Origin of the sequence: Streptomyces sp. NPDC018026, assembly GCF_044327745.1 — a bacterium.
Classification (GTDB): Bacteria; Actinomycetota; Actinomycetes; order Streptomycetales; family Streptomycetaceae; genus Streptomyces; species Streptomyces rubrogriseus.
The window spans coordinates 753,654-776,510 of sequence record NZ_JBIRFY010000001.1; the positions used below are offsets into that span (position 1 = coordinate 753,654).

Sequence of the window (22,857 nt, forward strand, 5' to 3'; positions counted from 1 at the left end):
AAGATCCCGAAAGAGGCCGACCGATGCACGCAGTCTCGTACACCGCCCAGTGGATGGCCGCCGCCCGGGCCCTGGAGTCCGAGCGCGACGACGCGCTCTACACCGACCCGCTGGCCCACGACCTCGCCGCCCCCAAGGGCTTCGAACTCATCGACCGCTACGAGGGAGGCGGGCTGCTGCCGTTCATCTCGATCCGCACCAAGTACCTCGACGAGTCCATCGAGTCGACCCTCGCCGAGGGTGAGATCACCCAGGTGGTGCTCATCGCCGCCGGTATGGACACCCGCGCCTTCCGTCTCGACTGGCCCGAGTCCGCCACGGTCTTCGAGGTGGACCACGGCCCCCTCATCGCCGAGAAGCGCCGCCGCCTCGACGCCCTGGGCGCCACCCCGCGCACCGACCGGCGGGAGGTCTCCGCCGACCTGACCGGCGAGTGGCTGCCCGACCTGGAGCGTGCCGGCTTCGACCCGGCCAAGCCCACGCTGTGGATCGCGGAGGCCCTCACCTTCTTCCTCACCGAGGAACAGGCGGGCGGCCTGCTGGAGTTGCTCGCCTCCGCCTCCGCGCCGGGCAGCCGTCTCGCCTTCGACATCCTCGGCCGTGCGCTGCTGCGCTCCCCCTTCACCAAGCGCTTCCTCGACACGCTGGCCGCGGACGGCACTCCGTGGATCTTCGGCACCGACGAGCCGGAGGAATTCCTCACGGCGCACGGCTGGAAGATCACCGACCTCAAGGAGCCGGGCGAGCCGGGCGCCGGCGAGGGCCGCTGGCCCTACGAGGTCCAGCCGAGGAGCCGGCGCGGCGCCAACCGTCTGTGGCTGATCCGCGCCGAGACCGTGGCCGCCTGATGGCCGCACACACCACCTTGGAGCGCATCGAGTCGTACCTCCCGGAACGGAGCGTACGGATCGAGGAGCTCGGCGAGCATCTCGGTCTGCGCCGGGCCGCGCTGGGGGTGTTCCGCAAGTTCTACGGACTCGACACCCTGCGCTTCGACCCCGACCTGAACCTCTTCGACCTGCTGCGGCCCGCCGCCCGCGGCGCCCTGGACGCCCTGCCGGACGGTGCGCGCGTGTCCTATCTGGTCTACGCGCACACCACCCAGGCCGTCGCGCCCCCGGACGTGGAGGTCGCCCAGGTGGTCCGCGCCGACCTCGGGCTCGACGAGACCGAGGCGTTCGCCCTCAGCCACCAGGCCTGCGTCTCCAGCCTCGGCGCCCTGGACGTGATCGGTGAACTGCTGCGCGCGGACGGCGACGAGAACGCCTACGCCCTGATGGTCACGGGTGAGCGCGCCTACTCACCGGTCGTCCAGCACATCCCCAACACCGCGATCATGGCGGACGCCGCGGCTGCCTGCCTGGTCACCCTCGACGGCGCCGGCGACCAGGTTCGCTCCTTCGCCACCCGCACCCTGGGCGAGTACGCCGAGTGGCTGGAGCTGACCCCCGAGCAGAACACCGAGTTCGGGGAGCAGTACGGCACCCGGATCGCCGAGGTCATCGACCGGGCCGTGGCCGAGGCGGGCCTGACCTTCGCCGACGTCGACCTGATCATCCCGCACAACGTCAACATGCTGGCCTGGCGCCAGACCATCAAGGCCCTCGACGTGCCGACGGAGAAGGTCTTCCTCGACAACGTGCCCCGCTACAGCCACACCTTCGCCTCCGACGTCTTCGTCAACTACACGACCCTGCGCGAGGAGGGGCGGCTGACCGACGGGGCCCACTACGTCCTGGTCTCGGTCGGCCTGGGCGCGACCTTCGGCGCCATGGTGATCACCCATCGCGCCGGGCGGAAGGGAGCGGCTGCCGCATGACCGACCGCCAGGAGGTGATCTCCGCGATCGAGAAGGGGCTCGCCGAGGTCCTGGAGCGGGAGATCACCGAGCTCACCGAGGACACCCGCCTCTTCGACGACCTCCGTCTCGACTCCTCGTCCGTGCTCGAACTCCTGCTCCTGGTCGAGGACTCCACCGGCGCCGCCGTCGATCCCGAGACCCTCGACATCGACCACCTGCGCTCCGTCCGCTCCTTCGCCGACTACGTCGAGGAGCTGCTGCGCGCCGGAGAGGAAGGGCAATGACCCAGCTCGCACTGCACGCCACCGCCGCGGTCCGTTCCCCCGAAGGCACCGGGCCCGCCGCAACGCTGGAGCACCTGGGCTTCTTCGAGGACCTGCTCGGCCCCTTCGGCGCCAAGCCCGACGCGGAACTCCTGCGTTCCGGGCGACAGGTGACGCACCGTCACCTCGCGGACCGGCTCGTCGACTCGGATGCGGTACGCGGCGCCCGCCCCCAGCTGCTGATCGTCGCGCACGCCCTGCCGGACGTGGTCCCGTTCACCGCCGTCGCGCCGCATCTCACCGAGCGGCTCGGCGGCGAGGCGGTCAATTTCGCCCTCTCCCAGCAGGGATTGGCGGCGCCGTTCACCGCGCTGCGGATCGCCGCCGCGCATGCCCGGTCCGGCCGGGCGGCCGAGGTGGTCCTCGCCGTCCTGGAGCAGACCACGCTGCCCGTCGACGTACCCCTGGTCCGGGAGAAGGAGCTGACGGACTCGGCCGCGGCCCTGGTGCTGCGGGCAGCGAGCGGGCCGGGCGGGGGTGGCCTCCGGCTCGGGAGGGTGGGATCGGGCGCGCTGCCCGACGGCCTCGACGGCGACGGCACCCTGCACGTGCTCGGCCCCTGCGCGACCGGCAGCGACGTACCGCACAAGACCGATGTGCACCGTGCGCCGTCCGGCACCTACTGCACCGGAGTGTGGCTGGAGCTGGCCGCGCACTGGCAGGAGTGGCAGCGCAGCCATCACACGGTCGTCCTGCGCGACACCGAACCCGGCACCGGCCGCGAGCATCACGCGGTGTTCACCACCGCACCGGCCGCCGCCTGATGCGGATCGGCGTCGACCTGCTCCGCCTTGGCGAGCTCGACCGGCTCCTGGCCCGCCCGTGGTTCCGCTCCTTCGTCTACGCGGACGCGGAGTCGGCGATCGCGGCGGGCTTCGGCCCGGACCGCGCCCGGGAGTTCCTGGCCGGGCGGTTCGCCGCCAAGGAGGCGGTGCTCAAGGCGCTCGGTACGGGCATGACGGGTGGTGTACGTCTCTGTCAGGTGGCCGTGCTGCGGACGGACGAGGGCGCGCCCCTCGTCCGTCTCTCCGGGGCCGCGGCGGACCGGGCGGCCGCGGCGGGCATCGTGGAGATACGGGTCTCCCTCACGCACAAGGGGGACCTGGTCTTCGCGGTGGCGCTCGCGCTGGAGGAGGACGGCCGGGGCGGGCGGCACATCGGCCCGGGCGACGTCCTCGCCGCGCTCGAGCGTGGACGGGCAGAGCCCCGCTGAGAGTGAACGGGCGGAGCTTCGCAAACTGCCCGCCCAGGAGGGGGCGTTCCCCTGGAAAGTGCCGCCAGAGGGCGCTTCCCCTCAGCACGGGTTCTCGACCAAGATCACCGCGGTTCCGACGGCGGGCCGGCGGCTCCTGCGGAAGCCCCGCTGCTGTGCGCACTGCATGCCGGAGGCGGGGAAGAAGGGGCGCAAGGCGATCGATAGCCTGCTGAGGGATGGGGCCCCAGGCCCGACCCTGAGTACGGATTCGACCGTCCGACGCACGTAAACAACGAGGTGAGACCCCGTATGTTCACTACCCGGCCGACCCTGCAGGGCACCTTCGGCATGGTGTCCTCCACCCACTGGCTGGCCTCCCAGTCGGCCATGGCGGTGCTGGAGGACGGGGGCAACGCCTACGACGCGGCCGTCGCCGGGGCCTTCGTACTGCACGTCGTCGAACCGCACCTCAACGGGCCCGCCGGGGAGGTGCCGATCCTGCTCGCGCCCGCGGGGGGCGAGGTGCGGGTGCTGTGCGGACAGGGTGTGGCCCCGGCGGGGGCCACGGTGGCGCACTACAAGGGGCTCGGACTCGGTCTCGTCCCCGGCACCGGACCGCTCGCCGCCGCCGTGCCCGGGGCCTTCGACGCCTGGCTGCTCCTGCTGCGCGACCACGGCACCAAGCCGCTGGCCGACGTGCTGAAGTACGCCGTCGGCTACGCCGAGCACGGGCACGCACCGGTGGAGCGCGTCGCCGAGACCGTCGAGACCGTACGGGAGCTGTTCGAGACGGAGTGGACCTCCTCCGCCGAGGTGTACCTGCCGGACGGACGTCCGCCCCGCCCCGGCGAACTGCTGCGCAACCCGGCCCTGGCCGCCACCTGGAAGCGGCTGCTCGCCGAGGCCGCCGGCGCGGCGGACCGGGAGGCGGAGATCGACGCCGCGCGGGAGATCTGGCGGTCCGGGTTCATCGCCGAGGCCCTCGTACGGCAGGCCGGGCGGCCCACCCTGGACACCAGCGGCGAACGCCGCACCGGCACCCTCACCGCCGCCGACCTGGCCGGCTGGTCGGCGCACTACGAGGCCCCGGCGACGTACGACTGGAACGGCTGGACCCTGTGCAAGGCCGGACCGTGGAGCCAGGGGCCCGTCCTGCTCCAGCAGTTGGCGCTGCTCCCGCCCGAGCTGCCCGACCACGGCGGTGCCGACTACGTCCATCTGCTGGTCGAGGGCTGCAAGCTCGCCATGGCCGACCGGGAGGCCTGGTACGGCGACGCCGACGGCGCGGACCGCGTACCGCTGGACGAGCTGCTGTCGCCCGAGTACAACGCGGCGCGGCGGCGACTCGTCGGCGACAAGGCCTCCTTCGAACTGCGCCCCGGCGCCCCGGGCGGGCGCGTCCCGCGGCTCGCCGCCCACGCGCTCGTCGCCGCCGTGGAAGGGGAGGGCCTCGACGCCCTCGGGGTCGGTGAACCGACGGTCGCCAAGAGCCCGGCGTCCCCGGTGCCGGGGGAGCCGGACGTGGCGGCCGACGGAGGCACCCGCGGCGACACCTGCCACCTCGACATCGTGGACCGCTGGGGCAACATGGTCTCGGCCACGCCCAGCGGCGGCTGGCTCCAGTCCAACCCCGTCGTGCCCGAACTGGGCTTCCCGCTCGGCACCCGGCTCCAGATGACCTGGCTGGAGGAGGGCCTGCCCAACTCGCTCACGCCGGGCCGTCGCCCGCGCACCACGCTCACCCCCTCCATCGCCCTGCGCGACGGAGTGCCGGTCATGGCCTTCGGCACCCCCGGCGGCGACCAGCAGGACCAGTGGCAGACGCACTTCTTCCTGGCGGTCGCGCTGCGCGCGCGGGTACGCGGCGGTCTCGACCTCCAGGGCGCGATCGACGCCCCGAACTGGCACAACGACAGCTTCCCCGGCTCCTTCTTCCCGCGCGGCATGCGGGCGGGCTCGGTCACCGTGGAGTCCCGCATGCCGGCGGAGGTCGTAGAGGAGCTGCGGCGCCGCGGGCACGACGTGACGGTGGGGGAGGCGTGGTCGGAGGGCCGGCTGTGCGCCGTCGCCCGGGACCCGGAGACGGGCGTGCTGTCGGCGGCGGCGAACCCGCGCGGCATGCAGGGGTACGCGGTGGGCCGCTGACCGGCACGCGCGCGCGTGCACCTGATGTTCGTGCCGATTCCACCCGGAGTACACCACCCGGGTGGGGATTGTCAGTGGCGCGTGCTCTCATGGAGTCATGATCGAGGACAACGAAACCATCGACGAGTTTCTCGCCCGGCACACCGACGACGTGGAGGAGGCCGTCCGCAAGGCGGCCGCGCAGGAGATCATGCCGCGCTGGCGCCGGCTCGCGGCACACGAGGTCGACCAGAAGGCGGGCCCGCACGACCTGGTGACGGACGCCGACCGCAAGGCGGAGCTGCACCTCACGGAGGTCCTGCCCCGCCTGCTGCCCGGCTCGGTGGTGGTCGGCGAGGAAGCGGTGCACGCGAACCCGGCGTCCTACGGGGCGATACGCGGCGAGGCCCCGGTGTGGATCGTCGACCCGGTCGACGGGACCCGGCAGTTCGTGCGCGGCGAGGAGGGCTTCTGCACGCTGGTGGCGCTCGCCCACCGCGGGGTCGTGCACGCCTCCTGGACCTACGCCCCGGTCGACGACCGGCTCGCCACGGCCGTACGCGCGGGGGGCGCCTTCCTGGACGGTGAGCGGCTGTACGCGGGGCCGCCCGAGCCCGGCCGGGACCTGCGGGTGGCCACCTCCCACCCGGACTACACGACGGACGAGCAGAAGCGCGACCTGCTGGCCCTGCGCACCCCGGGCGTGGCACCCCGGCCCTGCGGCTCGGCCGGCCTGGAGTACCTGGCCGTCGCCCGCGGCGAGTCCGACGCCACCGCCTTCTCCTGGGAAGCGGCGTGGGACCACGCGGCCGGTCTTCTCCTGGTCGAGGAGGCGGGCGGCACCCACCTGACCCGCACGGGCGAACCCTTCCGCATCACCGGGGGCAACGAACTGCCGTTCACCGCCGCCCGCGACGCGGCCACGGCCCGGCAGGTGGTGGCCCTGCTGTCGGGCGAGGCCTGATCCCCGGAGAGCGGCGCCGCCGCCCCGGAACCCGGGTGCGGGAAATCCGGTGCCCCAAAGGCCCGTCGCGTGGTCGACTGTCGCCCGGAACAGCGCTCGCCGACCGACCGGAGTCACCTTGTCGCCGCACGTCACCGCCCTCACCGACCCCGCCCGCACCCCGTCCGCCCATCGCCTGGCCTGGCTGGCCTGCGCGGACGACGGCCGTCCGCTCGGGCACGCGTTCCTGCGGGTGTTCACCCGGGAAGGGCAGGACCACCTGGCGGAGCTGACGCTGAACGTGCACCCGGCGGAGCGGCGCGGCCGCGTCGGGTCGCGGCTCCTGGAGACGGCGGTGGCCGCCGCGCGGGAGGCCGGCCGGCGGTCGGTCGTCGCGCAGGCCGACGCGGACACGCCCGGCGACCACTTCCTCGCCGCGAGCGGCTTCCGCAAGGTGCTGGCCCTGACGTACGCCCGGCTCGACCTGAGCGGCACGGGCGGCGGCCGGGCCGGCGAGACCGACGCGATCGTCGGGCGGCCGCACCCCGGCTACCGGTTGGTGTCCTGGCGCGGCACCGTCCCGGACGACCTGGCCGCGACCTTCGCCGACTCGCGCCGCGCGATGGACGACATGCCGATGGACGACACCGACTACGGCGTCGTGGTCTGGGACGTCGAGCGGGTCCTGGCAGCCGCCCGGGCCGTCGCCGACCGCGGGGAGCAGCTCACCACGGTGGCCGTCGTCGACGAGTCGGACGGCTCGGTCGCCGGCTTCTCGGAGTTCGTCGTGCCCGGCGACGGCAAGGGCGACGGGCTGCACTACGGCACCGGTGTGCTGCCCGGGCACCGCGGCCACGGCCTCGGCCGCTGGATGAAGGCCGAGTCGATCCGCCTCGCCCGCGCGCAGCACCCCGGTCTCGCCGGTCTGGTCACCGACACGGCCGACAGCAACACGCACATGCGCCGCATCAACGACGCGCTCGGCTACGCCCCCACGCACCGGGCCCTGGAGTACCAGCTCGACCTGTGACGACCGGGCCCGCGCCGGTCGCGCCGCGCGGCTCTTGCGCCGTCAGGCCGCCACCCCCTCCGCGGCGAGGAACTTCTCCACCGCCTCCCGCGCACGACGGTCGAAGTCGGCGTACTGCGCCTCCCGCTCGGCGCCCTCGACCGCGTCGCCGACCAGCAGACTGCCCTCGGCGTCGACGCGCTGCGGGCGATCCTCGGCGTCGGTGAGCAGAGCGACGGACGAGTGGGAGAAGCCGCAGTAGTAGGCGATGCCCCCGCTGAGGTTGGTCTCCAGTATGGCGTGCATCGCCTCGGTGATCGGATCGTCCGCGGTGGCACCGGCCAGGCCCAGCCAGAGCATGCGCTTGCCCGCCAGGCGCGGCTTGCTGCGGCCGTAGGCGAAGCCGTAGTTCCACACGCGGTCGATCCATCCCTTGAGGAGGGCGGGCACGCTCTGCCAGTACACCGGGAAGACGGCGACGATCACTTCGGCGTCGAGCACGCGCCGCATGTGCGCCCGCGCCTCGTCCGAGTACGCCTTCTCCCGGTCGCCCCAGTCCGGCTGGTCCGCCGTGTTCATCCGCGGGTCGAAACCCTCGGCGTGCAGGTCGAGCAGGTCGACGCGGTATCCGGCGGCCTCCAGCCGGTCGGCGGTACGGCGGGCGGTGTGCGCGGTGAGGGAATCGTCGCGGTGGTGCGCGACGACCACGAGGGCGGTCCTGGCGTGGTTGCTGCTGTGCTGCGTCACGGGGTCTCCCGGCTGGTCTCGGTCAGTGCGACGAATTCAGTACAGCCGCGGCCGCATGGATGATCCATGGGAGAAACTCTCGGAAACATAAGAGATCGTCTACGATGACCGGCGTGGATCCCCTGAGTTCACTGCTGAGCGGCATCCGGGCCGAGGGCGCGGTCGTCAGCCACGCCGTACTGACGGCGCCCTGGACCATCCGCTTCACCGACCGCGCACCGCTCACCATGGTCAGCGTGCTGCGCGGCGGCGGCACCCTGCTGCTGCCCGACGGCACCCGACGGGCGGTCGGCGTGGGCGACACGGCCCTCGTCCGCGGCCCCGCGCCGTTCCTGCTCGCCGACCGGCCCGCCACGGCCGACCGCCCGCACACCGAGTACGAGATCGCGTGCTTCACCGAGGACCCCGAGTGCACCGCCCAGGACCTCGGCGGGATCCGCTGGGGCACCGATCCGGACGGCGCGACGGCGCTGATCGTGGGCGCCTACCGCGCCTCGGGGCACCGCCACGAGCGGCTCCTGCGCACCCTGCCGCCGGTCCTGGTCGTCAACGAGGACGTCGAGGTCTGTGCCTGGCTGGAGACGGCCGCGGCCGACGCCGCCCGGCTCTCGGCCGGTTCCCAGGCGCTGATGGACCGGCTCCTCGACTGGGCCCTGGTCTGCACCCTGCGCAACTGGTTCGACCAGGCCGGTGCCGACGCGCCCAGCTGGTACCGCGGCCTGGCCGACCCGGTCCTCGGCCCCGCCCTGCATGCCTTCCACAACCGGCCCGCCGAGTCCTGGACGGTGGCGTCGCTCGCCGGCCGGGCGGGTGTCTCCCGGGCGCTGTTCGCCAAACGCTTCACCGAGCTGATGGGCCGCCCGCCCCTCGCCTACCTCACCGAATGCCGGATGGCCGACGCCGAGGCACTGCTGACCGACACCGACCTCAGCATCGCCCGGATCGCCAGGTCCGTCGGCTATGCCGACGCGTTCGGTTTCAGCGCCGCCTTCAAACGCCACCGGGGCCAGAGCCCCAGCACATTCCGCGCCGCGGCGGCGGCCTGAACCCCGGCGCGCGGTCCCGCCCACCCGAGACCGTGCGCTGTCGGACCCCGGGCATATCCTGATCCCCAGTGGCCATCGGCTGACGAAGGGGTCCGAAGGTGCCGTCGATGCTCGATGCGGTCGTAGTGGGTGCGGGGCCGAACGGACTGACCGCCGCCGTGGAGCTGGCCCGCCGCGGATTCTCGGTCGCCGTGTTCGAGGCGCGGGGCACCGTGGGCGGCGGCGCGCGCACGGAGGAGCTGACCCTGCCCGGCTTCCGGCACGACCCGTGCTCGGCCGCGCACCCGCTCGGTATCAACTCACCCGCCTTCCGCGACCTCCCCCTGGAGCGGTACGGCCTTCAGTGGCTGCACCCCGGGCTGCCCATGGCACACCCCTTCCTCGACGGCTCGGCCGCTGTGCTGTCCCGCTCGGTCGGCGAGACCGCCGCCTCCTTCGGAGCGCGCGACGCCGGTCCGTACCGCAGGCTGGTCGAGCGTTTCCTGCCCAGGTGGGACACGCTGGCCCGGGACTTCATGTCCCTGCCGCTGACCGCGCTGCCCCGCGACCCGGTCACCCTGGCCCGGTTCGGCCTGGTCGGTCTGCCCCCGTCGACCTGGCTGATGCGCCGCTTCCGCGACGAGAAGGCCAAGACCCTCTTCGCCGGGCTCGTCGCGCACGTCATGGCCCCGCTCGGCGGCTTCGCCACCGGCGCCATAGGCCTGGTCTTCGCCCTGGCCGCGCACGCCCGCGGCTGGCCCGTCGCCCGCGGCGGCTCCCAGTCCATCTCCGACGCCCTCACCGGGTACCTCCAGGACCTCGGCGGCGCCGTCCACACCGACTACGAGGTCAAACGCCTCGACGACCTGCCGCCCGCGCGCGCGTACGTCTTCGACACCTCGCCCACGGCCCTGGCCCGCATCGCCGGTCTCGGCAGCCACTACGCGAACTACCGCTACGGCCCCAGCGTCTTCAAGATCGACTACGCGCTGGACGGACCCGTCCCGTGGACGGCCGAGGAGCCGCGCAGCGCGGGCACCGTGCAGATCGGCGCCGACAGCACGGAGATCGGCGCCGCCCTGCACGCCGCCTACGGCACCGACCGCGCACCCGAGCGGCCGTTCCTGATCACCGTGCAGCCCAGCGTCGCCGACCCCACCCGCGCCCCGGCCGGCAAGCACGTCTTCTGGGCCTACGGCCACGTCCCCAACGGCTGGAGCGGCGACCTCACCGACGCCATGGAACGCCAACTGGAGCGCTTCGCCCCCGGCTTCCGCGACCGCGTCCTCGCCCGCGCCACCGCGGGACCGGCCGAACTGGCCGCCCGCAACGCCAACTACGTCGGCGGCGACATCTCCTCCGGCGCGGTCTCCGGCCTCCAGCTGCTGCTGCGCCCCAAGATCTCCCTGTTCCCGTACTCGACCCCGCACCCGGCCGTGTTCATCTGCTCGTCGGCCACCCCGCCCGGCCCCGGCGTCCACGGCATGTCGGGCCACAACGCGGCGAAGGCCGTCTGGCGCAGGCTGAGGCAGACATGACCGACATCACCCTCGTCCAGGGCGACATCACCCGCGAGAGCGCCGACGCGATCGTCAACGCCGCCAACTCCTCCCTCCTCGGCGGAGGCGGCGTCGACGGCGCCATCCACCGGCGCGGCGGCCCCGCGATCCTGGCGGAGTGCCGCAGGCTCCGCGCGGGTCACCTCGGCAAGGGCCTGCCCACGGGCCGTGCGGTCGCCACCACCGCGGGCGACCTGGACGCCCGCTGGGTGATCCACACGGTCGGCCCGGTCTGGTCCGCCACCGAGGACCGCTCCGGCCTGCTCGCCTCCTGCTACCGCGCATCCCTGCGCACCGCCGACGAGTTGGGCGCCCGCACGGTGGCCTTCCCCGCCATCTCCACCGGCGTCTACCGCTGGCCGATGGACGACGCGGCCCGCATCGCCGTCGAGACGGTGGCGGCCACCGGGACATCGGTGACGGAGGTCCGCTTCGTCCTCTTCGACGCCCGCGCGTACGAGGCGTTCGCGGCGCGGGTGGGCTGAGCACGGTCGGCGGCCCGACCGGTCCCGGCGACCTACCGGCGGCGGAGGCGGAGTCCGCCGTGCGAGAAGCGGGCACGCACGCGTACGGCCCCGACGACCAGGGTGGTGACGGCGATCGCGGCACCGCCGCCGACGGGATACAGCGAATCCACGACCATGCTCCTGCGCTGATCGGCCACGGTCGCCTTGCCCACGTCCTGCCCGTTGAGCAGCAGCCGGCAGTCGACCGTCTCGGACGGGACGCAGTACGGCTCGAACGTCACGACGGCGTGCACGCCGAAGGCGATCAGCCCGACGCCGGCCGAGAGGGCGAGCAGCCACAGGAGGAAGGCCGCCACCGTCAGGACCGGGCCGTCGATGGCCAAAACCACGCCCACGATCCCGCTCACGCAGATGATCGCCGCGTACCCCAGGACGACCCACCCCCACCACCCGGTCGCGAACCCCACCGGCAGCAGGATGACCGAGAACACCAGACACCAGTACAGCCCGTTGCGCAGGCTGTTCTGTATCTCTTCCATCGGCCGGTCCGTTCCCGTCGTCGCGAGGCGGTGTCGGGCGCGGCCGCGCCGTCCCGGCCCGCCGCCCCGTGCCCAGTCCAGCGGCCGCCGGGTTGTTCAGCAAGGCGCTGCACCGCCCTGAACATCCGCCGCTCCTCGCCGGGCACCCTCCCCACCTGGCTTGACGCTTTGTTGCGAGTGATGTGCAATAGCTGCGCATCGACAACAAGCGTGGGGGAGACATGACAGCCCGTCGGACCCGTCGGACCGATCGGAGACTTCCGATACGCAGTGCCGCCGCCGCGGTGGCGTTCGCCGCCGGTGCGACCGCCTGCTCCGCCCCCTCGGACGGGGGAGAGGACGGCGGCGCCGAGGCGGCCGAGTCCGTCGTGATCGGAGTCGCCTCGGAACCGGACACCCTCAGCCCGCTGCTCGGCTACGGCAAGGACGGAAACTCCAAGATCTTCGACGGGCTGCTCGCCCGCGACGCCGACCTGGAGCTGAAGCCCGCGCTCGCCGCCGCGCTGCCGAAGGTCGGCGACGGCGGCCGGACGTACACGTACACCCTGCGCGAGGGCGTGAAGTTCAGCGACGGCGAACCGCTGACGGCCGAGGACGTGGTCTACACGTACCGCACCGTCCTCGACGAGAAGACCAACAACACCGCCCGCAGTGAACTCGCCGCCGTCGAGGACGTCCGCGCGAGCGGGGACGACACCGTCGTCTTCACCCTCAAGTACCCTTACGCGCCCTTCGCCGCCCGCACCGTCCTGCCCATCGTCCCCGAGCACGTGGCGGGAAAGCAGGACCCCAACACCGGTGACTTCAACACCGAGCCGGTCGGCACCGGACCGTACGCGCTCACCGGCTGGAGCAAGGGCGAGAAGCTCGGCTTCCGGGCCAACCCGCACTACTGGGGCGACAAGCCCGCGGTGAAGTCGTTCACCATGGCAGTCATCGCCGACGACAACGTACGCGCCACCCGGCTGCGCTCCGGCGACCTCGACGGCGCCGTGCTGCCGCCCAACCTCGCCGCCACCTTCGAGAAGGACGACGGCAGGCGCACCTACCGGGCCAGGTCCTACGACTTCCGGGCGGTCACCCTGCCCACCGCCGGCAAGGTCACCGGCGACCGCGCGATCCGCAGGGCCCTGGACGCCGCCGTGGACCGGCAGGCCATGGTCGACAAGATCCTCGACGGCGCGGGCCGGCCCGCGTACGGGCCGTTGCCCGTCGACGACCCCTGGTACGAGCGCGGCATCGAGCGCCCACACGACCTCGCCGAGGCCGGACGCATCCTGGACGAGGCCGGGTGGCAGCCCGGCTCCGGCGGCGTCCGCGCCAGGGACGGACAGCGCGCCTCCTTCACCCTCTACTACCCCTCCGGCGACAAGGTCCGCCAGGACCACGCGCTCGCCTACGCCTCCGACGCCAAGAAGGCCGGCATCGAGGTGAAGGTCGAGGGCGCCACCTGGGAGGTCATCGAGCCGCGGATGAAGACCGACGCCGTCCTCGCGGGCCTGGGCAGCGTCGGCGACCCCGACTTCGGCCTCTACACCCTGCTGCACTCCACCCTCGCCGGTGACGGCTTCAACAACATGGCCCACTACGCCAACCCGGCCGTGGACGAGGCGCTCGACACCGGGCGCCGCAGCCAGGACCCGAAGGTGCGCGCCGCCGCCTACCGGAAGATCCAGAAGGCGCTCGTGGCGGACCCGGGATACACCTTCCTCACCCACATCGACCACCTCTACGTCCTGGCCGACCGCTGGGACGGACTGACCACCCAACTGGAGCCGCACGAGCACGGCTTCGCCAGCGGCCCCTGGTGGAACATCGAGGACTGGCGGCCGAAGAAGTGAGCCGACCGGCCCGACGGCTGCCCTGGGGCGCGATGGCACGGCTGGCGGGGCGGCGGGCGCTGTTCGCCGTGCCCGTGGTCCTCGTCGTCACCTTCGGCGCGTTCGCGATCGCCGCCGCCTCACCCTTCGACCCCGTCAGGGCGTACGCCGGCACCGCCGCGCTCGGCGCCGACCAGGAGACCCTGGACCGGCTGCGCGAGAACCTCGGGGTGGACGAGTCCTTCGTCGTCCGCTGGTGGCACTGGCTGACCTCCGCGCTCACCGGCGACCTGGGCCACTCCAGCGTGCTGCGGCAGCCGGTGACGCAGGTGATCGGTGAACGGCTCGTCTGGTCAGTGCTGTTGTGCGCCGTCGCCTTCGCTGTCGCCGTCACCCTCGGCATGCTCCTCGGCGTGCTGGCCGCCCGCCGGCCGGGCTCGGTGCTCGACCGGGCGGTCACCTCCCTCGCCTACACCCTGGAGGCGGCGCCGGTGTTCTGGATCGCGCTGCTCGCCGTGTGGCTGTTCGCCCTCCAGTGGGACGTGCTGCCCGCCGGCGGTCTGACCGACACCGCCAGCCGGCAGGTCACCCCGGGACAGGTCGCGGGCCACATCGTGCTGCCCGCCGGTGTGCTCGCCGTCTCCCAACTGCCCTGGTTCACCCTCTACGTGCGCCAGGGCGTCGGCGACGCGCTCGCGGAGGACCCGGTGCGCGGCGCCCGGGCCCGCGGACTGGGGGAGGGCACCGTCCTGGTCTCACACGCGCTGCGCTCGGGGCTGCTGCCCGTGCTCACCCTGATCGGCTCCCGCGTGCCCGAACTCATCACCGGGGCCCTGCTGGTGGAGAGCGTCTTCAGCTGGCCGGGCATCGCCGCGGCCACCGTCGAGGCCGCCACCGCCGTCGACTTCCCGCTGCTCGCCGCCCTGACCGTGCTCGCCACCGTCGCCGTACTCGCCGGCAACCTGCTGGCCGACCTGCTCTACGGACTCTTCGACCCGAGGGTGAAGCTCAGTGAGATGTGATGTCCCGTCGGGTGCGGTGTCCGTGAGGGGCGGTGGTGTCCGTGGCTGAGACCTCGGCCGAGAGGACGCAGGGCGCCGCACCCGCCTGGCGCTCCCGCGGTGACGCCCGCCGTTCCCACCGCACCCTGCGCCTGCGCACCTCCGCGGTGCTGCTGACCGTGACCGTGCTCGCGGTGCTGCTCGTGCCACCGCTGGTGCGGCTCGACCAGCAGGCCGTGGACCTGGCCGCCAAGCTCCAGGCCCCCGGCTGGGCGCACCCCTTCGGCACCGACGACGTCGGCCGCGACCTGCTGCTGCGCTGCGTGTACGGCCTGCGCGTCTCCCTGCTCGTCGGGGTGGCCGCCGCGCTGACCGCGACGGTCGTCGGCACCGCCGTGGGCGCCACCGCCGGTGCGCTCGGCGGCTGGGTCGACCGGGGCGTCATGCGGGTCGTCGACGCCCTGTCCTCCGTGCCCCACCTGCTGATGGGCATCTTCATCGTCGCGATGTTCCGGCCGGGCGTCTGGCCGGTGGTGGCCTCCGTCGCGCTCACCCACTGGCTGTCCACCGCGCGCATCGTCCGCGCCGAAGTGCTGTCCCTGCGCGCCCGTCCCCACATCGACGCGGCCGTCTCCGGCGGCGCGTCCCGGTGGCGGGTGGCCGTGCGGCACCTGCTGCCGGGCGTGCTGCCGCAGGCCGCGCTGGCCGCCGTACTGATGGTGCCGCACGCCATGTGGCACGAGTCGGCGCTGTCCTTCCTCGGCCTCGGACTGCCCACCCACACCGCGAGCCTCGGCAACCTGATCCAGGAGGCGCGGGGTTCACTGCTGGCCGGGCAGTGGTGGCCCACCCTCTTCCCCGGCCTGTTCATCATCGTGCCCACCCTCGCCGTCGCCGGACTCGCGGGCGCCTGGCGGGAGCGGATCAACCCGCGCCGCCGATCGGAGCTGATGCTGTGACCGGGCGAGCCCCCGTGCTGTCGGTGCGCGGTCTGTCGGTGCGGTTCCTGATGCCGGGCGGGCGCCGGATCGCCGCCGTCACCGACGCCCACTTCGACGTGGCGCCCGGCGAGTGCCTGGCCCTGATCGGCGAGAGCGGCTGCGGCAAGTCCGTCCTCGCCTCCGCCCTGCTCGGCCTGCTGCCCGGCAACGCGCAGACCGCGGGCCGCGCGCTCCTCGGCGACCTGGACCTGCTCGCCGCGGACGAGCGGACCTTCGCCCGCACGGTGCGGGGCCGGCTGATCGGCCTGGTCCCGCAGAGCCCCGCCGCCCACCTCACCCCGGTCCGCACCGTCCGCTCGCAACTGGAGGAGACGGTCGCGGAACTCACCGGCGTCCGCGGCGGACGCAAGGCCCTGCGCGAGGCCGCGGAGGCCGCCGCCGAGCGTGCCGCGTTCCCCGCGGACCACCTCGACCACCATCCGCACGAACTCTCCGGCGGCCTCGCCCAGCGCGCCGCCACCGCCCTCGCCCTGGTCGGCGACGCCCCGCTGCTGCTCGCCGACGAGCCGACCACCGGACTCGACCGGGACCTGGTGGACCGCACCGTGGACGAACTGCGGCGACATGTCGACAACACCGAGGGCAGGGGGGCCCGAGACGACGCCGGGAGCCGCGCCCTGCTGATGATCACCCACGACCTGGCCGCCGCCGCACGCATCGCCGACCGCGTCGCCGTGATGTACGCCGGGCGCATCGTCGAACTCGCCGACGCCGGAGCCTTCTTCGGCACCCCCGGCCCGCGCCACCCCTACAGCCGCGGCCTGCTCGACGCGCTGCCCGACCGCGCCTTCACCCCCATCCCCGGCCTGCCGCCCGAACTGGGCGCGCTCCCGGGCGGCTGCGCCTTCGCCGCCCGCTGCGACCGGGCCACCGACGCCTGTGCCGCCCTGCCCCCGCTGCGCCAGGCGGTGGCCTGCCACCACCCGCACGCCGCGCTCACGGAGGCCGCCGACCGTGCTTGAACTGCGCACCGTCACCGCCGGATACACCAGGAACGCTCCGGTGTTCCGGGACGTCTCCCTGTCCGTCGCGCCGGGAGAGGCGGTCGGCCTGCTCGGCCCCAGCGGCTGCGGCAAGTCCACCCTCGCCCGCGTCGCGGCCCTGCTGCACCGGCCCGACGCCGGAGCGCTGCACCTCGACGGCACCCCCGTACGGCACTGGCGGCACCGCGCCCCGAGGGAACAGCGCACCGCTTTCGGCGTCGTCTTCCAGCAGGCCCGGCTCTCCGCGGACCCCCGGTTGCGGCTGGCCGACCTGATCGCCGAGCCGCTGCGCGCCACCGGCCGCGGGGAGGGCGCCGCCGACCGGGTCGCGGAGCTGTCCGCGACCGTGGGCCTGACCGCCGACCTGCTGACCCGGCGCCCGCACGAGGTCAGCGACGGCCAGTTGCAGCGCGCCTGCCTGGCCCGCGCCCTGGTGCTGCGCCCCCGCTGGCTGGTGTGCGACGAGATGACGGCGATGCTCGACGCCTCGACCACGGCCGCCCTGGTGCGGGTCGTGGAGGACTACCGGGCCGCCACCGGTGCGGGCCTGCTGGCCGTCGGCCACGACCGGGTCCTCCTCGGCCGCTGGTGCGACCGCACCGTCGAGTGGGCGTCCCTGGTGTCCGAGACCGAGCGCTGACCCGCTGACCCGCCCGGGTCCGTCAGCGCGTGCTCCACTTCTGGTTGTCGCGGCCGCTGCACTCCCAGAGCTGGAGCCTGGCGCCGTTGCCCGTCTTCTCGTCGACGACGTCCACGCACTTGTTGGCCTGCACGTTGACCAGGTCCCGGGGGCCGGCCAGGATGAACTGCTGTGCCGGGTTGCCGCTGCACACCGCCACCTGGACCACCGTGCCGTTGGCCGTGCCGCCCCAGGTCGCGTCCATGCACAGGCCCAGTGAGCGGATCGTGCCGTCGGGACGGAAGTCCCACTTCTGCCAGTTCTTGCCGGTGCAGTCCGCGATCTGCAGCGGCGCACCGTCCCGCCACTTGTGGCCCGCCACCTCGATGCAGCGGTTCGAGGCGTGGCCGTAGATGGTCGTGCCGGGGGCGACGGGCTCCGGTGCCTCGACGTCCGGCTTCTCGTCGCCGCCGCCCCCGCCCGACGTCTCCTTCTCGGGCTGCTCGCGCTTCTCGGGAGCCGGCGCCTCTTCGCCACCGCCTCCGCCGTTGCCCTTCTCCGGCTCCGGGGTGGCCGGCTGCTGCGGCTGCGGCTGCTCGGCGGGCGCCGACCCGGCGGTGCTGGGCAGCAGCTCCGGGGTCGCGCTGGGACTGGGCGCCAGCGCGGCACCCGCCTGCTCGGTCTGCTCGGTGGCGCTGGTGCGGACCTGCGGCTTGTAGGCGATCCAGATCATCACGAACGCGATCGCCAACGCCAGGAAGATCCCGAAAAACGTCGCCAGCCAGCGGGGCAGGAACCCGCGCTGCACGAAGGTCCCCTCGACATCGGTCGGTTCCACCCCCGACCGGCGCACCGCCAGCGTGTACGGCCGCTCCTGCTTCGCCCCGAACCAGGTGATCTGCCGCGGCTTCAGGGTCGTCTCGACGAACGCCGCACGCCCCGGCTCGATCTGCACGTTCGAGGGCCGGATCTCGTACGAGAGGTGGTCGCCGGTGTCGCTGCCCGTGAGCGACGCCGTCACCTTCGTGTTGCCGAGGTTGTCGACCGCCAGCCGCGGCCGCCCCCGGAACCGCCCCTTCACCGTGTGCGGCACCAACTCGGCCCGCACCTCGGAGAACGTCGTGATCGTCAGGTTCCCCTCCGGGACCGTCACCGCGTCGGGGTGCTCCGTCGGCGTGATCCGCACCGCGTACGGGTGGGGGCCCGCCACCGCGTCCGGCGTCCGCGGCGGGGCGAAGGTCAGCTCCACCGTGCCGGTCGTGCCCGGATACAGGCGCAGCGTCTGCGGCTCGACCGTCGTCCAGGGCGCCATGTCCCCGACCGGCTCGAACCGGTACTCGTCCACCACGTCACCGGTGTTTCGCACCCGCAGTCGTACGCGCGTACTGCTGCCGGGGTCCACCGTCGCGGACGCGGGCTCCAGGGAAGTCCACAGGCTCACGGGATGACGTTACGCGGCGATCCGGACACCGTCAGGAGCCCCAGGGGCAGACCCGGGTGCCCCAACGGCCCGGACGCACGTGACCGATCGTCCCGGGGACCGTCCCGAGACCCCCGTGTTCACCAGGAACAAACAATCCCCGACGGGGTAATTGATTCGGTTGTGTTCGAGTTCTAGGGTGACCCGTGACCCAGTAGTCGCCGCGTCACCGGCAGTTGCGTTCCACCCCCACGGCAACTGCTTTCACAGCACCGTGCGTTGAGCCGCCCCCGAAGCCCACGGAAGGCCACGGTCATGCCGCACTCGCCCGTGTCACCCACCGAATCCCCGGCCCCTCAGCCCGGCCGGCCCCGCCCGGTCGTCAGCCGCCGCCGTCTCCTGGAGGGCGGAGCCGCCGTCCTCGGCGCCCTCGCGCTGTCCGCGTCGCCCCTCACGGCACAGGCGGCCGTACGGCGGGCGGCGGCCGACGAGCCGCCGGAGTGGAACGACTTCGGCGTCTTCCGGCTCGGCACCCAGCCGCCGCACACCACGCTCACGCCGTACGCGGACGTCGAGCAGGCGCTCGCCGGTGACCGCGCCCGCTCGCCCTACCGGCTCAGCCTGGACGGCACCTGGAAGTTCGCCTACGCCGACCGCCCCGAGGACCGGGACGCCGACTTCCACCGCACCGACGTGGACGACGGGGACTGGGGGACCATCCCCGTCCCGTCCGTGTGGCAGCTGCACGGCCACGACTTCCCCATCTACCTGAACATCACCTACCCGTACTGGGGCCCCAACGGCCTCGGCGAGGAGCCGCGGCCGCCCGCCGCGCCGACCCGCTACAACCCGGTCGGCCAGTACCGGCGCACCTTCACCGTCCCCAGGGACTGGACGGGCCGGCGCACCTTCCTCCACTTCGAGGGCGTCAAGTCCGCGCACTACGTCTGGATCAACGGCGAACTGGCCGGCTACGACGAGGACTCCTACACACCCTCCGAGTACGACGTCACCGACCTCCTCAAGCCGGGCACCAACCAGATCGCCGTCGAGGTCTACCGCTACTCCGACGGCGACTGGATGGAGGACCAGGACATGATCCGGCTGAGCGGCATCTTCCGCTCGGTCCACCTCTACTCCACCCCCGCCGTGCACCTGCGCGACTTCAAGCTGGACACCCCGCTCGACGACACCTACACCGCCGCCGAACTGGCCGTCACCGCGAGCGTGCGGGCGTGCGGCGAGGGCGGCACCGGCCGCTACACCGTCGAGACCCAGCTGTACGACGCGCGCGGCCACGCCGTCTGGTCCCGGCCGTTGCAGCAGCCCGTGGACGTCGGCGGGGCCCGCGCGGGCGAGGACGTCACGGTACGGGCCGCGAAGGCCGTGCCGAAGCCCAGGCTCTGGTCGGCCGAGCACCCGAACCTCTACACCGCCGTACTGCGCCTGCGGGACCCGGCGGGCAAGGTGACCGAGACCCTGTCGCACCGGGTCGGATTCCGCGAGTTCGCGCTCAAGGACGGGCTGATGCGGATCAACGGCGAGCCGGTGTCCTTCCGCGGCACCAACCGCCACGAGATGCACCCCTCCCGCGGCACCGCGCTGACCCGCGAGGACATGGCCGAGGACATCAGGATCATCAAGCGGATGAACATGAACAGCGTCCGCACCTCGCACTACCCGAACAACCCGTACTGGCTGGAACTGGCCGACGAGTACGGCCTCTACCTCGTCGACGAGACCAACCTGGAGACCCACGGCATCCGGGACGAGTACCCCGGCGACCACCCGGACTGGACCGCCGCCTGCGTGGCCCGCGCCCAGAACATGGTGCACCGCGACAAGAACCACGCCTCGGTCGTCATCTGGTCGCTGGGCAACGAGGCGGGCGGCGGCTCCACCTTCACCGCCATGCACGACTGGATCCGCTCCTACGACGACACCCGCGTCATCCAGTACGAGGGCGACGACCGCCCCGGCGTCAGCGACATCCGCTCGGAGATGTACGACAGCCCGCAGCGCGTCGAGCAGCGCGCGAAGGACACCGCCGACACCCGGCCGTACGTCATGATCGAGTACGCCCACTCGATGGGGAACTCCACCGGCAACTTCAAGAAGTACTGGGACATCGTCCGCCGGTACGACGTCCTCCAGGGCGGCTGGATCTGGGACTTCGTCGACCAGTCCCTCTACACGCCCGTCCCCGCCCGCACCCTGCTCACCGAGACCGGGCCCGCCGGGCTGCGCGGCGAGATCCTCGCCACCCGCGGCAGCCTCGACCGCGACAAGGGCCTGTCCGGCATCACCGTCTTCGAGCGCGACGACAGCCTCGACCTCACGGGCTCCCTGACCCTGGAGGCCTGGGTCACCCCGCACGTGACGGGCTACCACCAGCCGGTCATCGCCAAGGGCGACACCCAGTACGCGCTGAAGCAGAACGGCCGGACCCTGGAGTTCTTCATCCACTCCGAAGGCCAGTGGATCACCGCGAACTGGACCGTGCCGGACGACTGGACCGGCCGCGAGCACCACCTCGCGGGCGTCTTCGACGCGGACGCCGGGACCCTGACCCTCTACGTCGACGGCGTCGAACGTGCCACCCGCACCACGGACCGGCGCCCCAGCAGCAACACCGCGCCCCTCGCCCTCGTCTCCGACGCCGACAACCAGGTCCGGGAGTTCAGCGGCACGATCCGCCGCGCCCGCGTCTACGCCCGCGCCCTCGGCGCCGCCGAACTGGCCTCCGAAGGCCGCGGCCCCGGCGACGACGGTGTGCGGTTCTGGTTCGACGCCGCCACGGTGAAGACCTCGACGCGGCGCCCCCGGGACAAGACGTTCCTCGCCTACGGCGGCGACTGGGGCGACAACCCCAACGACGGCGCCTTCGTCGCGGACGGCATCGTCACCGCCGACCGCGGCCACACCGGCAAGGCCGCCGAGGTCAAGCGCGTCTACCAGGCGATCGACGCCGCCCGCACCCCGGGCGGCGGCCCCGGCGCCGTCACCCTCACCAACGAGTACCTCTTCACCCGCCTCCGCGAGTTCGACGGCCACTGGGAACTCGTCGCCGACGGCGAGGTCGTAGGGCGCGGGAGGCTGACCCGGGAGCAGCTGGACGTGGCACCGCGCTCCAGCAAGGACATCACCGTCCCCGTCCGGCTGCCGGGCCGTCCCGGCCCGGGCACCGAGTACTTCCTGCAACTCTTCTTCACCACCAAGGAGTCCACCCCGTGGGCGAAGGCGGGATTCGAGGTGGCCCGCCGGCAGCTCCCCGTCGAGGCCGACGTCCCCGCCGTGACCCCGACCAGCCTGGAGAGCGTCCCGGCGCTGCGCCACGAGGACCGCGACCAGGAGGTCGAGGTCACCGGCAAGGGCTTCTCGGTCACCGTCGACAAGCGCACCGGCACCATCACCTCCTACGAGGCCAAGGGCACCCGGCTGATCGCCTCCGGACCGGTGCCCAACTTCTGGCGCGCGCCCACCGACAACGACAAGGGCAACGGCCAGCACACCCGCAACCAGACCTGGCGCGACGCGGGCGCCCGCCGCGAGGTCACCGGCGTCACCGTGCGCGCGCTCGGCGACCGGGCCGTCGAGATCAAGGTCACCGGCACGCTGCCCACCTCGGTGGAGTCCACGTACGGCACCACCTACACCGTGTTCGGCAACGGCGAGATCAAGGTCGACAACACCCTGCACCCGGGCGCCGCGAACCTGCCCTACCTCCCCGAGGTCGGCACGATGCTGTTCCTGCCGCGCGGCCTGGACCGCGTGCACTGGTACGGCCGCGGCCCCGAGGAGAACCACTGGGACCGCAACGACGGCACGGACGTCGGCCTCCACTCCGGGACCGTCGCCGAGCAGTGGACGCCGTACATCCGCCCGCAGGAGAACGGGAACAAGACCGACGTCCGCTGGATCGCCCTCACCGACCGCCGCGGCGTGGGCCTGCTCGCCTCCGGCGAACCCCTCCTGGAGGCCAACGCCTCGTACTTCACGCCGGAGGATCTGTCGGCCGGGGCGCGGCACGACTACCAGCTCACCCCGAGGGACCAGGTCGTCCTGCGCCTGAACCACCGGCAGATGGGCGTCGGCGGCGACAACAGCTGGGGCGCGCACACCCACGACGAGTTCAAGCTCTTCGCCGACCGGGACTACGCGTACACCTACCGGCTGCGCCCGCTCACCGACGTGCGGGACGCGACGCGCGCCTCGCGGCGGCCCACGGCGGCCGAGTAGCGGACGGGAGCAACGGACGGGAGCAACGGACGGGTGCGGGGG

The 22,857-nt window shown here is 73.1% G+C and carries 20 protein-coding genes; 17 read left to right on the forward strand and 3 right to left on the reverse strand.

Annotation, left to right across the window (positions count from 1 at the left end; all coding sequences use genetic code 11):
* Positions 1-23 precede the first annotated feature (23 nt).
* The 8 genes from ACH4D3_RS03060 to ACH4D3_RS03095 all read left to right on the forward strand — a co-directional run bounded on the left by ACH4D3_RS03060 (position 24) and on the right by ACH4D3_RS03095 (position 7,416).
* Entirely contained in the window at positions 24-848 is an 825-nt protein-coding gene (locus ACH4D3_RS03060; protein WP_385356061.1) for a class I SAM-dependent methyltransferase, read from the forward strand.
* The gene (locus ACH4D3_RS03065) at positions 848-1,819 is read left to right on the forward strand and encodes a 3-oxoacyl-[acyl-carrier-protein] synthase III C-terminal domain-containing protein (RefSeq protein ID WP_398315718.1); all 972 of its coding nucleotides are present in this window, start codon (positions 848-850) and stop codon (positions 1,817-1,819) included. The genes ACH4D3_RS03060 and ACH4D3_RS03065 overlap by 1 nt, the downstream gene beginning before the upstream one ends.
* A complete protein-coding gene (locus tag ACH4D3_RS03070) occupies positions 1,816-2,085 on the forward strand; it encodes a phosphopantetheine-binding protein (protein ID WP_385356058.1) in 270 nt (89 codons plus the stop codon). The genes ACH4D3_RS03065 and ACH4D3_RS03070 overlap by 4 nt, the downstream gene beginning before the upstream one ends.
* The gene (locus ACH4D3_RS03075; RefSeq protein WP_398315720.1) at positions 2,082-2,888 is read left to right on the forward strand and encodes a hypothetical protein; all 807 of its coding nucleotides are present in this window, start codon (positions 2,082-2,084) and stop codon (positions 2,886-2,888) included. Before ACH4D3_RS03070 ends, ACH4D3_RS03075 begins: the two co-directional genes overlap by 4 nt.
* The gene (locus ACH4D3_RS03080; RefSeq protein WP_398315722.1) at positions 2,888-3,337 is read left to right on the forward strand and encodes a holo-ACP synthase; all 450 of its coding nucleotides are present in this window, start codon (positions 2,888-2,890) and stop codon (positions 3,335-3,337) included. Before ACH4D3_RS03075 ends, ACH4D3_RS03080 begins: the two co-directional genes overlap by 1 nt.
* Positions 3,338-3,628: 291 nt before the next feature.
* Positions 3,629-5,464, forward strand: coding sequence for a gamma-glutamyltransferase family protein (locus ACH4D3_RS03085; protein ID WP_398315724.1), 1,836 nt, complete (start codon positions 3,629-3,631; stop codon positions 5,462-5,464).
* Positions 5,465-5,561: 97 nt separating this feature from the next.
* On the forward strand, positions 5,562-6,407 hold the full coding sequence (locus ACH4D3_RS03090) for an inositol monophosphatase family protein (RefSeq protein WP_398315726.1): 846 nt from the start codon (positions 5,562-5,564) through the stop codon (positions 6,405-6,407).
* Positions 6,408-6,525: 118 nt separating this feature from the next.
* Positions 6,526-7,416 carry a GNAT family N-acetyltransferase gene (locus ACH4D3_RS03095; RefSeq protein ID WP_398315728.1) on the forward strand — a complete coding sequence of 297 codons (891 nt, stop codon included), beginning with the start codon at positions 6,526-6,528 and terminating at the stop codon, positions 7,414-7,416.
* A 42-nt stretch (positions 7,417-7,458) separates the two neighbouring features.
* Here the strand turns inward: ACH4D3_RS03095 and ACH4D3_RS03100 are convergent, their stop codons facing one another.
* Positions 7,459-8,142 carry an NAD(P)H oxidoreductase gene (locus tag ACH4D3_RS03100; protein WP_398315730.1) on the reverse strand — a complete coding sequence of 228 codons (684 nt, stop codon included), beginning with the start codon at positions 8,140-8,142 and terminating at the stop codon, positions 7,459-7,461.
* 104 nt (positions 8,143-8,246) lie between these two features.
* Here ACH4D3_RS03100 and ACH4D3_RS03105 point away from each other — a divergent pair, with 104 nt between their 5' ends.
* From ACH4D3_RS03105 to ACH4D3_RS03115, 3 genes are all read left to right on the forward strand, one after another.
* Positions 8,247-9,188 carry an AraC family transcriptional regulator gene (locus ACH4D3_RS03105; protein ID WP_398315732.1) on the forward strand — a complete coding sequence of 314 codons (942 nt, stop codon included), beginning with the start codon at positions 8,247-8,249 and terminating at the stop codon, positions 9,186-9,188.
* Between the two features lie 107 nt (positions 9,189-9,295).
* Positions 9,296-10,705 carry a phytoene desaturase family protein gene (locus ACH4D3_RS03110; RefSeq protein WP_398315734.1) on the forward strand — a complete coding sequence of 470 codons (1,410 nt, stop codon included), beginning with the start codon at positions 9,296-9,298 and terminating at the stop codon, positions 10,703-10,705.
* Complete coding sequence (locus ACH4D3_RS03115; RefSeq protein WP_398315736.1) at positions 10,702-11,211, forward strand: O-acetyl-ADP-ribose deacetylase; 510 nt, start codon at positions 10,702-10,704, stop codon at positions 11,209-11,211. Before ACH4D3_RS03110 ends, ACH4D3_RS03115 begins: the two co-directional genes overlap by 4 nt.
* 32 nt (positions 11,212-11,243) lie before the next feature.
* Here the strand turns inward: ACH4D3_RS03115 and ACH4D3_RS03120 are convergent, their stop codons facing one another.
* A complete protein-coding gene (locus ACH4D3_RS03120) occupies positions 11,244-11,732 on the reverse strand; it encodes a hypothetical protein (RefSeq protein WP_398315738.1) in 489 nt (162 codons plus the stop codon).
* 221 nt (positions 11,733-11,953) lie between these two features.
* Between ACH4D3_RS03120 and ACH4D3_RS03125 the strand changes: the two genes are divergently transcribed.
* From ACH4D3_RS03125 to ACH4D3_RS03145, 5 genes are read left to right on the forward strand one after another with little or no spacing between them, the layout of a single operon-like run.
* Positions 11,954-13,573 (forward strand): ABC transporter substrate-binding protein, encoded by a 1,620-nt coding sequence (locus ACH4D3_RS03125; RefSeq protein WP_398315740.1) that lies wholly within the window; start codon positions 11,954-11,956, stop codon positions 13,571-13,573.
* A gap of 32 nt (positions 13,574-13,605) precedes the next feature.
* Complete coding sequence (locus tag ACH4D3_RS03130) at positions 13,606-14,574, forward strand: ABC transporter permease (protein ID WP_398316622.1); 969 nt, start codon at positions 13,606-13,608, stop codon at positions 14,572-14,574.
* Positions 14,575-14,615: 41 nt separating this feature from the next.
* On the forward strand, positions 14,616-15,512 hold the full coding sequence (locus ACH4D3_RS03135; RefSeq protein WP_398315742.1) for an ABC transporter permease: 897 nt from the start codon (positions 14,616-14,618) through the stop codon (positions 15,510-15,512).
* Positions 15,509-16,516: an ABC transporter ATP-binding protein gene (locus ACH4D3_RS03140; protein WP_398315744.1), complete on the forward strand. Its 1,008-nt coding sequence runs from the start codon at positions 15,509-15,511 to the stop codon at positions 16,514-16,516. The genes ACH4D3_RS03135 and ACH4D3_RS03140 overlap by 4 nt, the downstream gene beginning before the upstream one ends.
* Complete coding sequence (locus ACH4D3_RS03145) at positions 16,509-17,177, forward strand: ABC transporter ATP-binding protein (RefSeq protein WP_398315745.1); 669 nt, start codon at positions 16,509-16,511, stop codon at positions 17,175-17,177. The genes ACH4D3_RS03140 and ACH4D3_RS03145 overlap by 8 nt, the downstream gene beginning before the upstream one ends.
* 22 nt (positions 17,178-17,199) lie before the next feature.
* Here the strand turns inward: ACH4D3_RS03145 and ACH4D3_RS03150 are convergent, their stop codons facing one another.
* On the reverse strand, positions 17,200-18,597 hold the full coding sequence (locus ACH4D3_RS03150) for a ricin-type beta-trefoil lectin domain protein (RefSeq protein ID WP_398315747.1): 1,398 nt from the start codon (positions 18,595-18,597) through the stop codon (positions 17,200-17,202).
* A gap of 294 nt (positions 18,598-18,891) precedes the next feature.
* Between ACH4D3_RS03150 and ACH4D3_RS03155 the strand changes: the two genes are divergently transcribed.
* Positions 18,892-22,815, forward strand: coding sequence for a glycoside hydrolase family 2 TIM barrel-domain containing protein (locus tag ACH4D3_RS03155; RefSeq protein ID WP_398315749.1), 3,924 nt, complete (start codon positions 18,892-18,894; stop codon positions 22,813-22,815).
* The last annotated feature ends 42 nt before the right edge of the window (positions 22,816-22,857 follow it).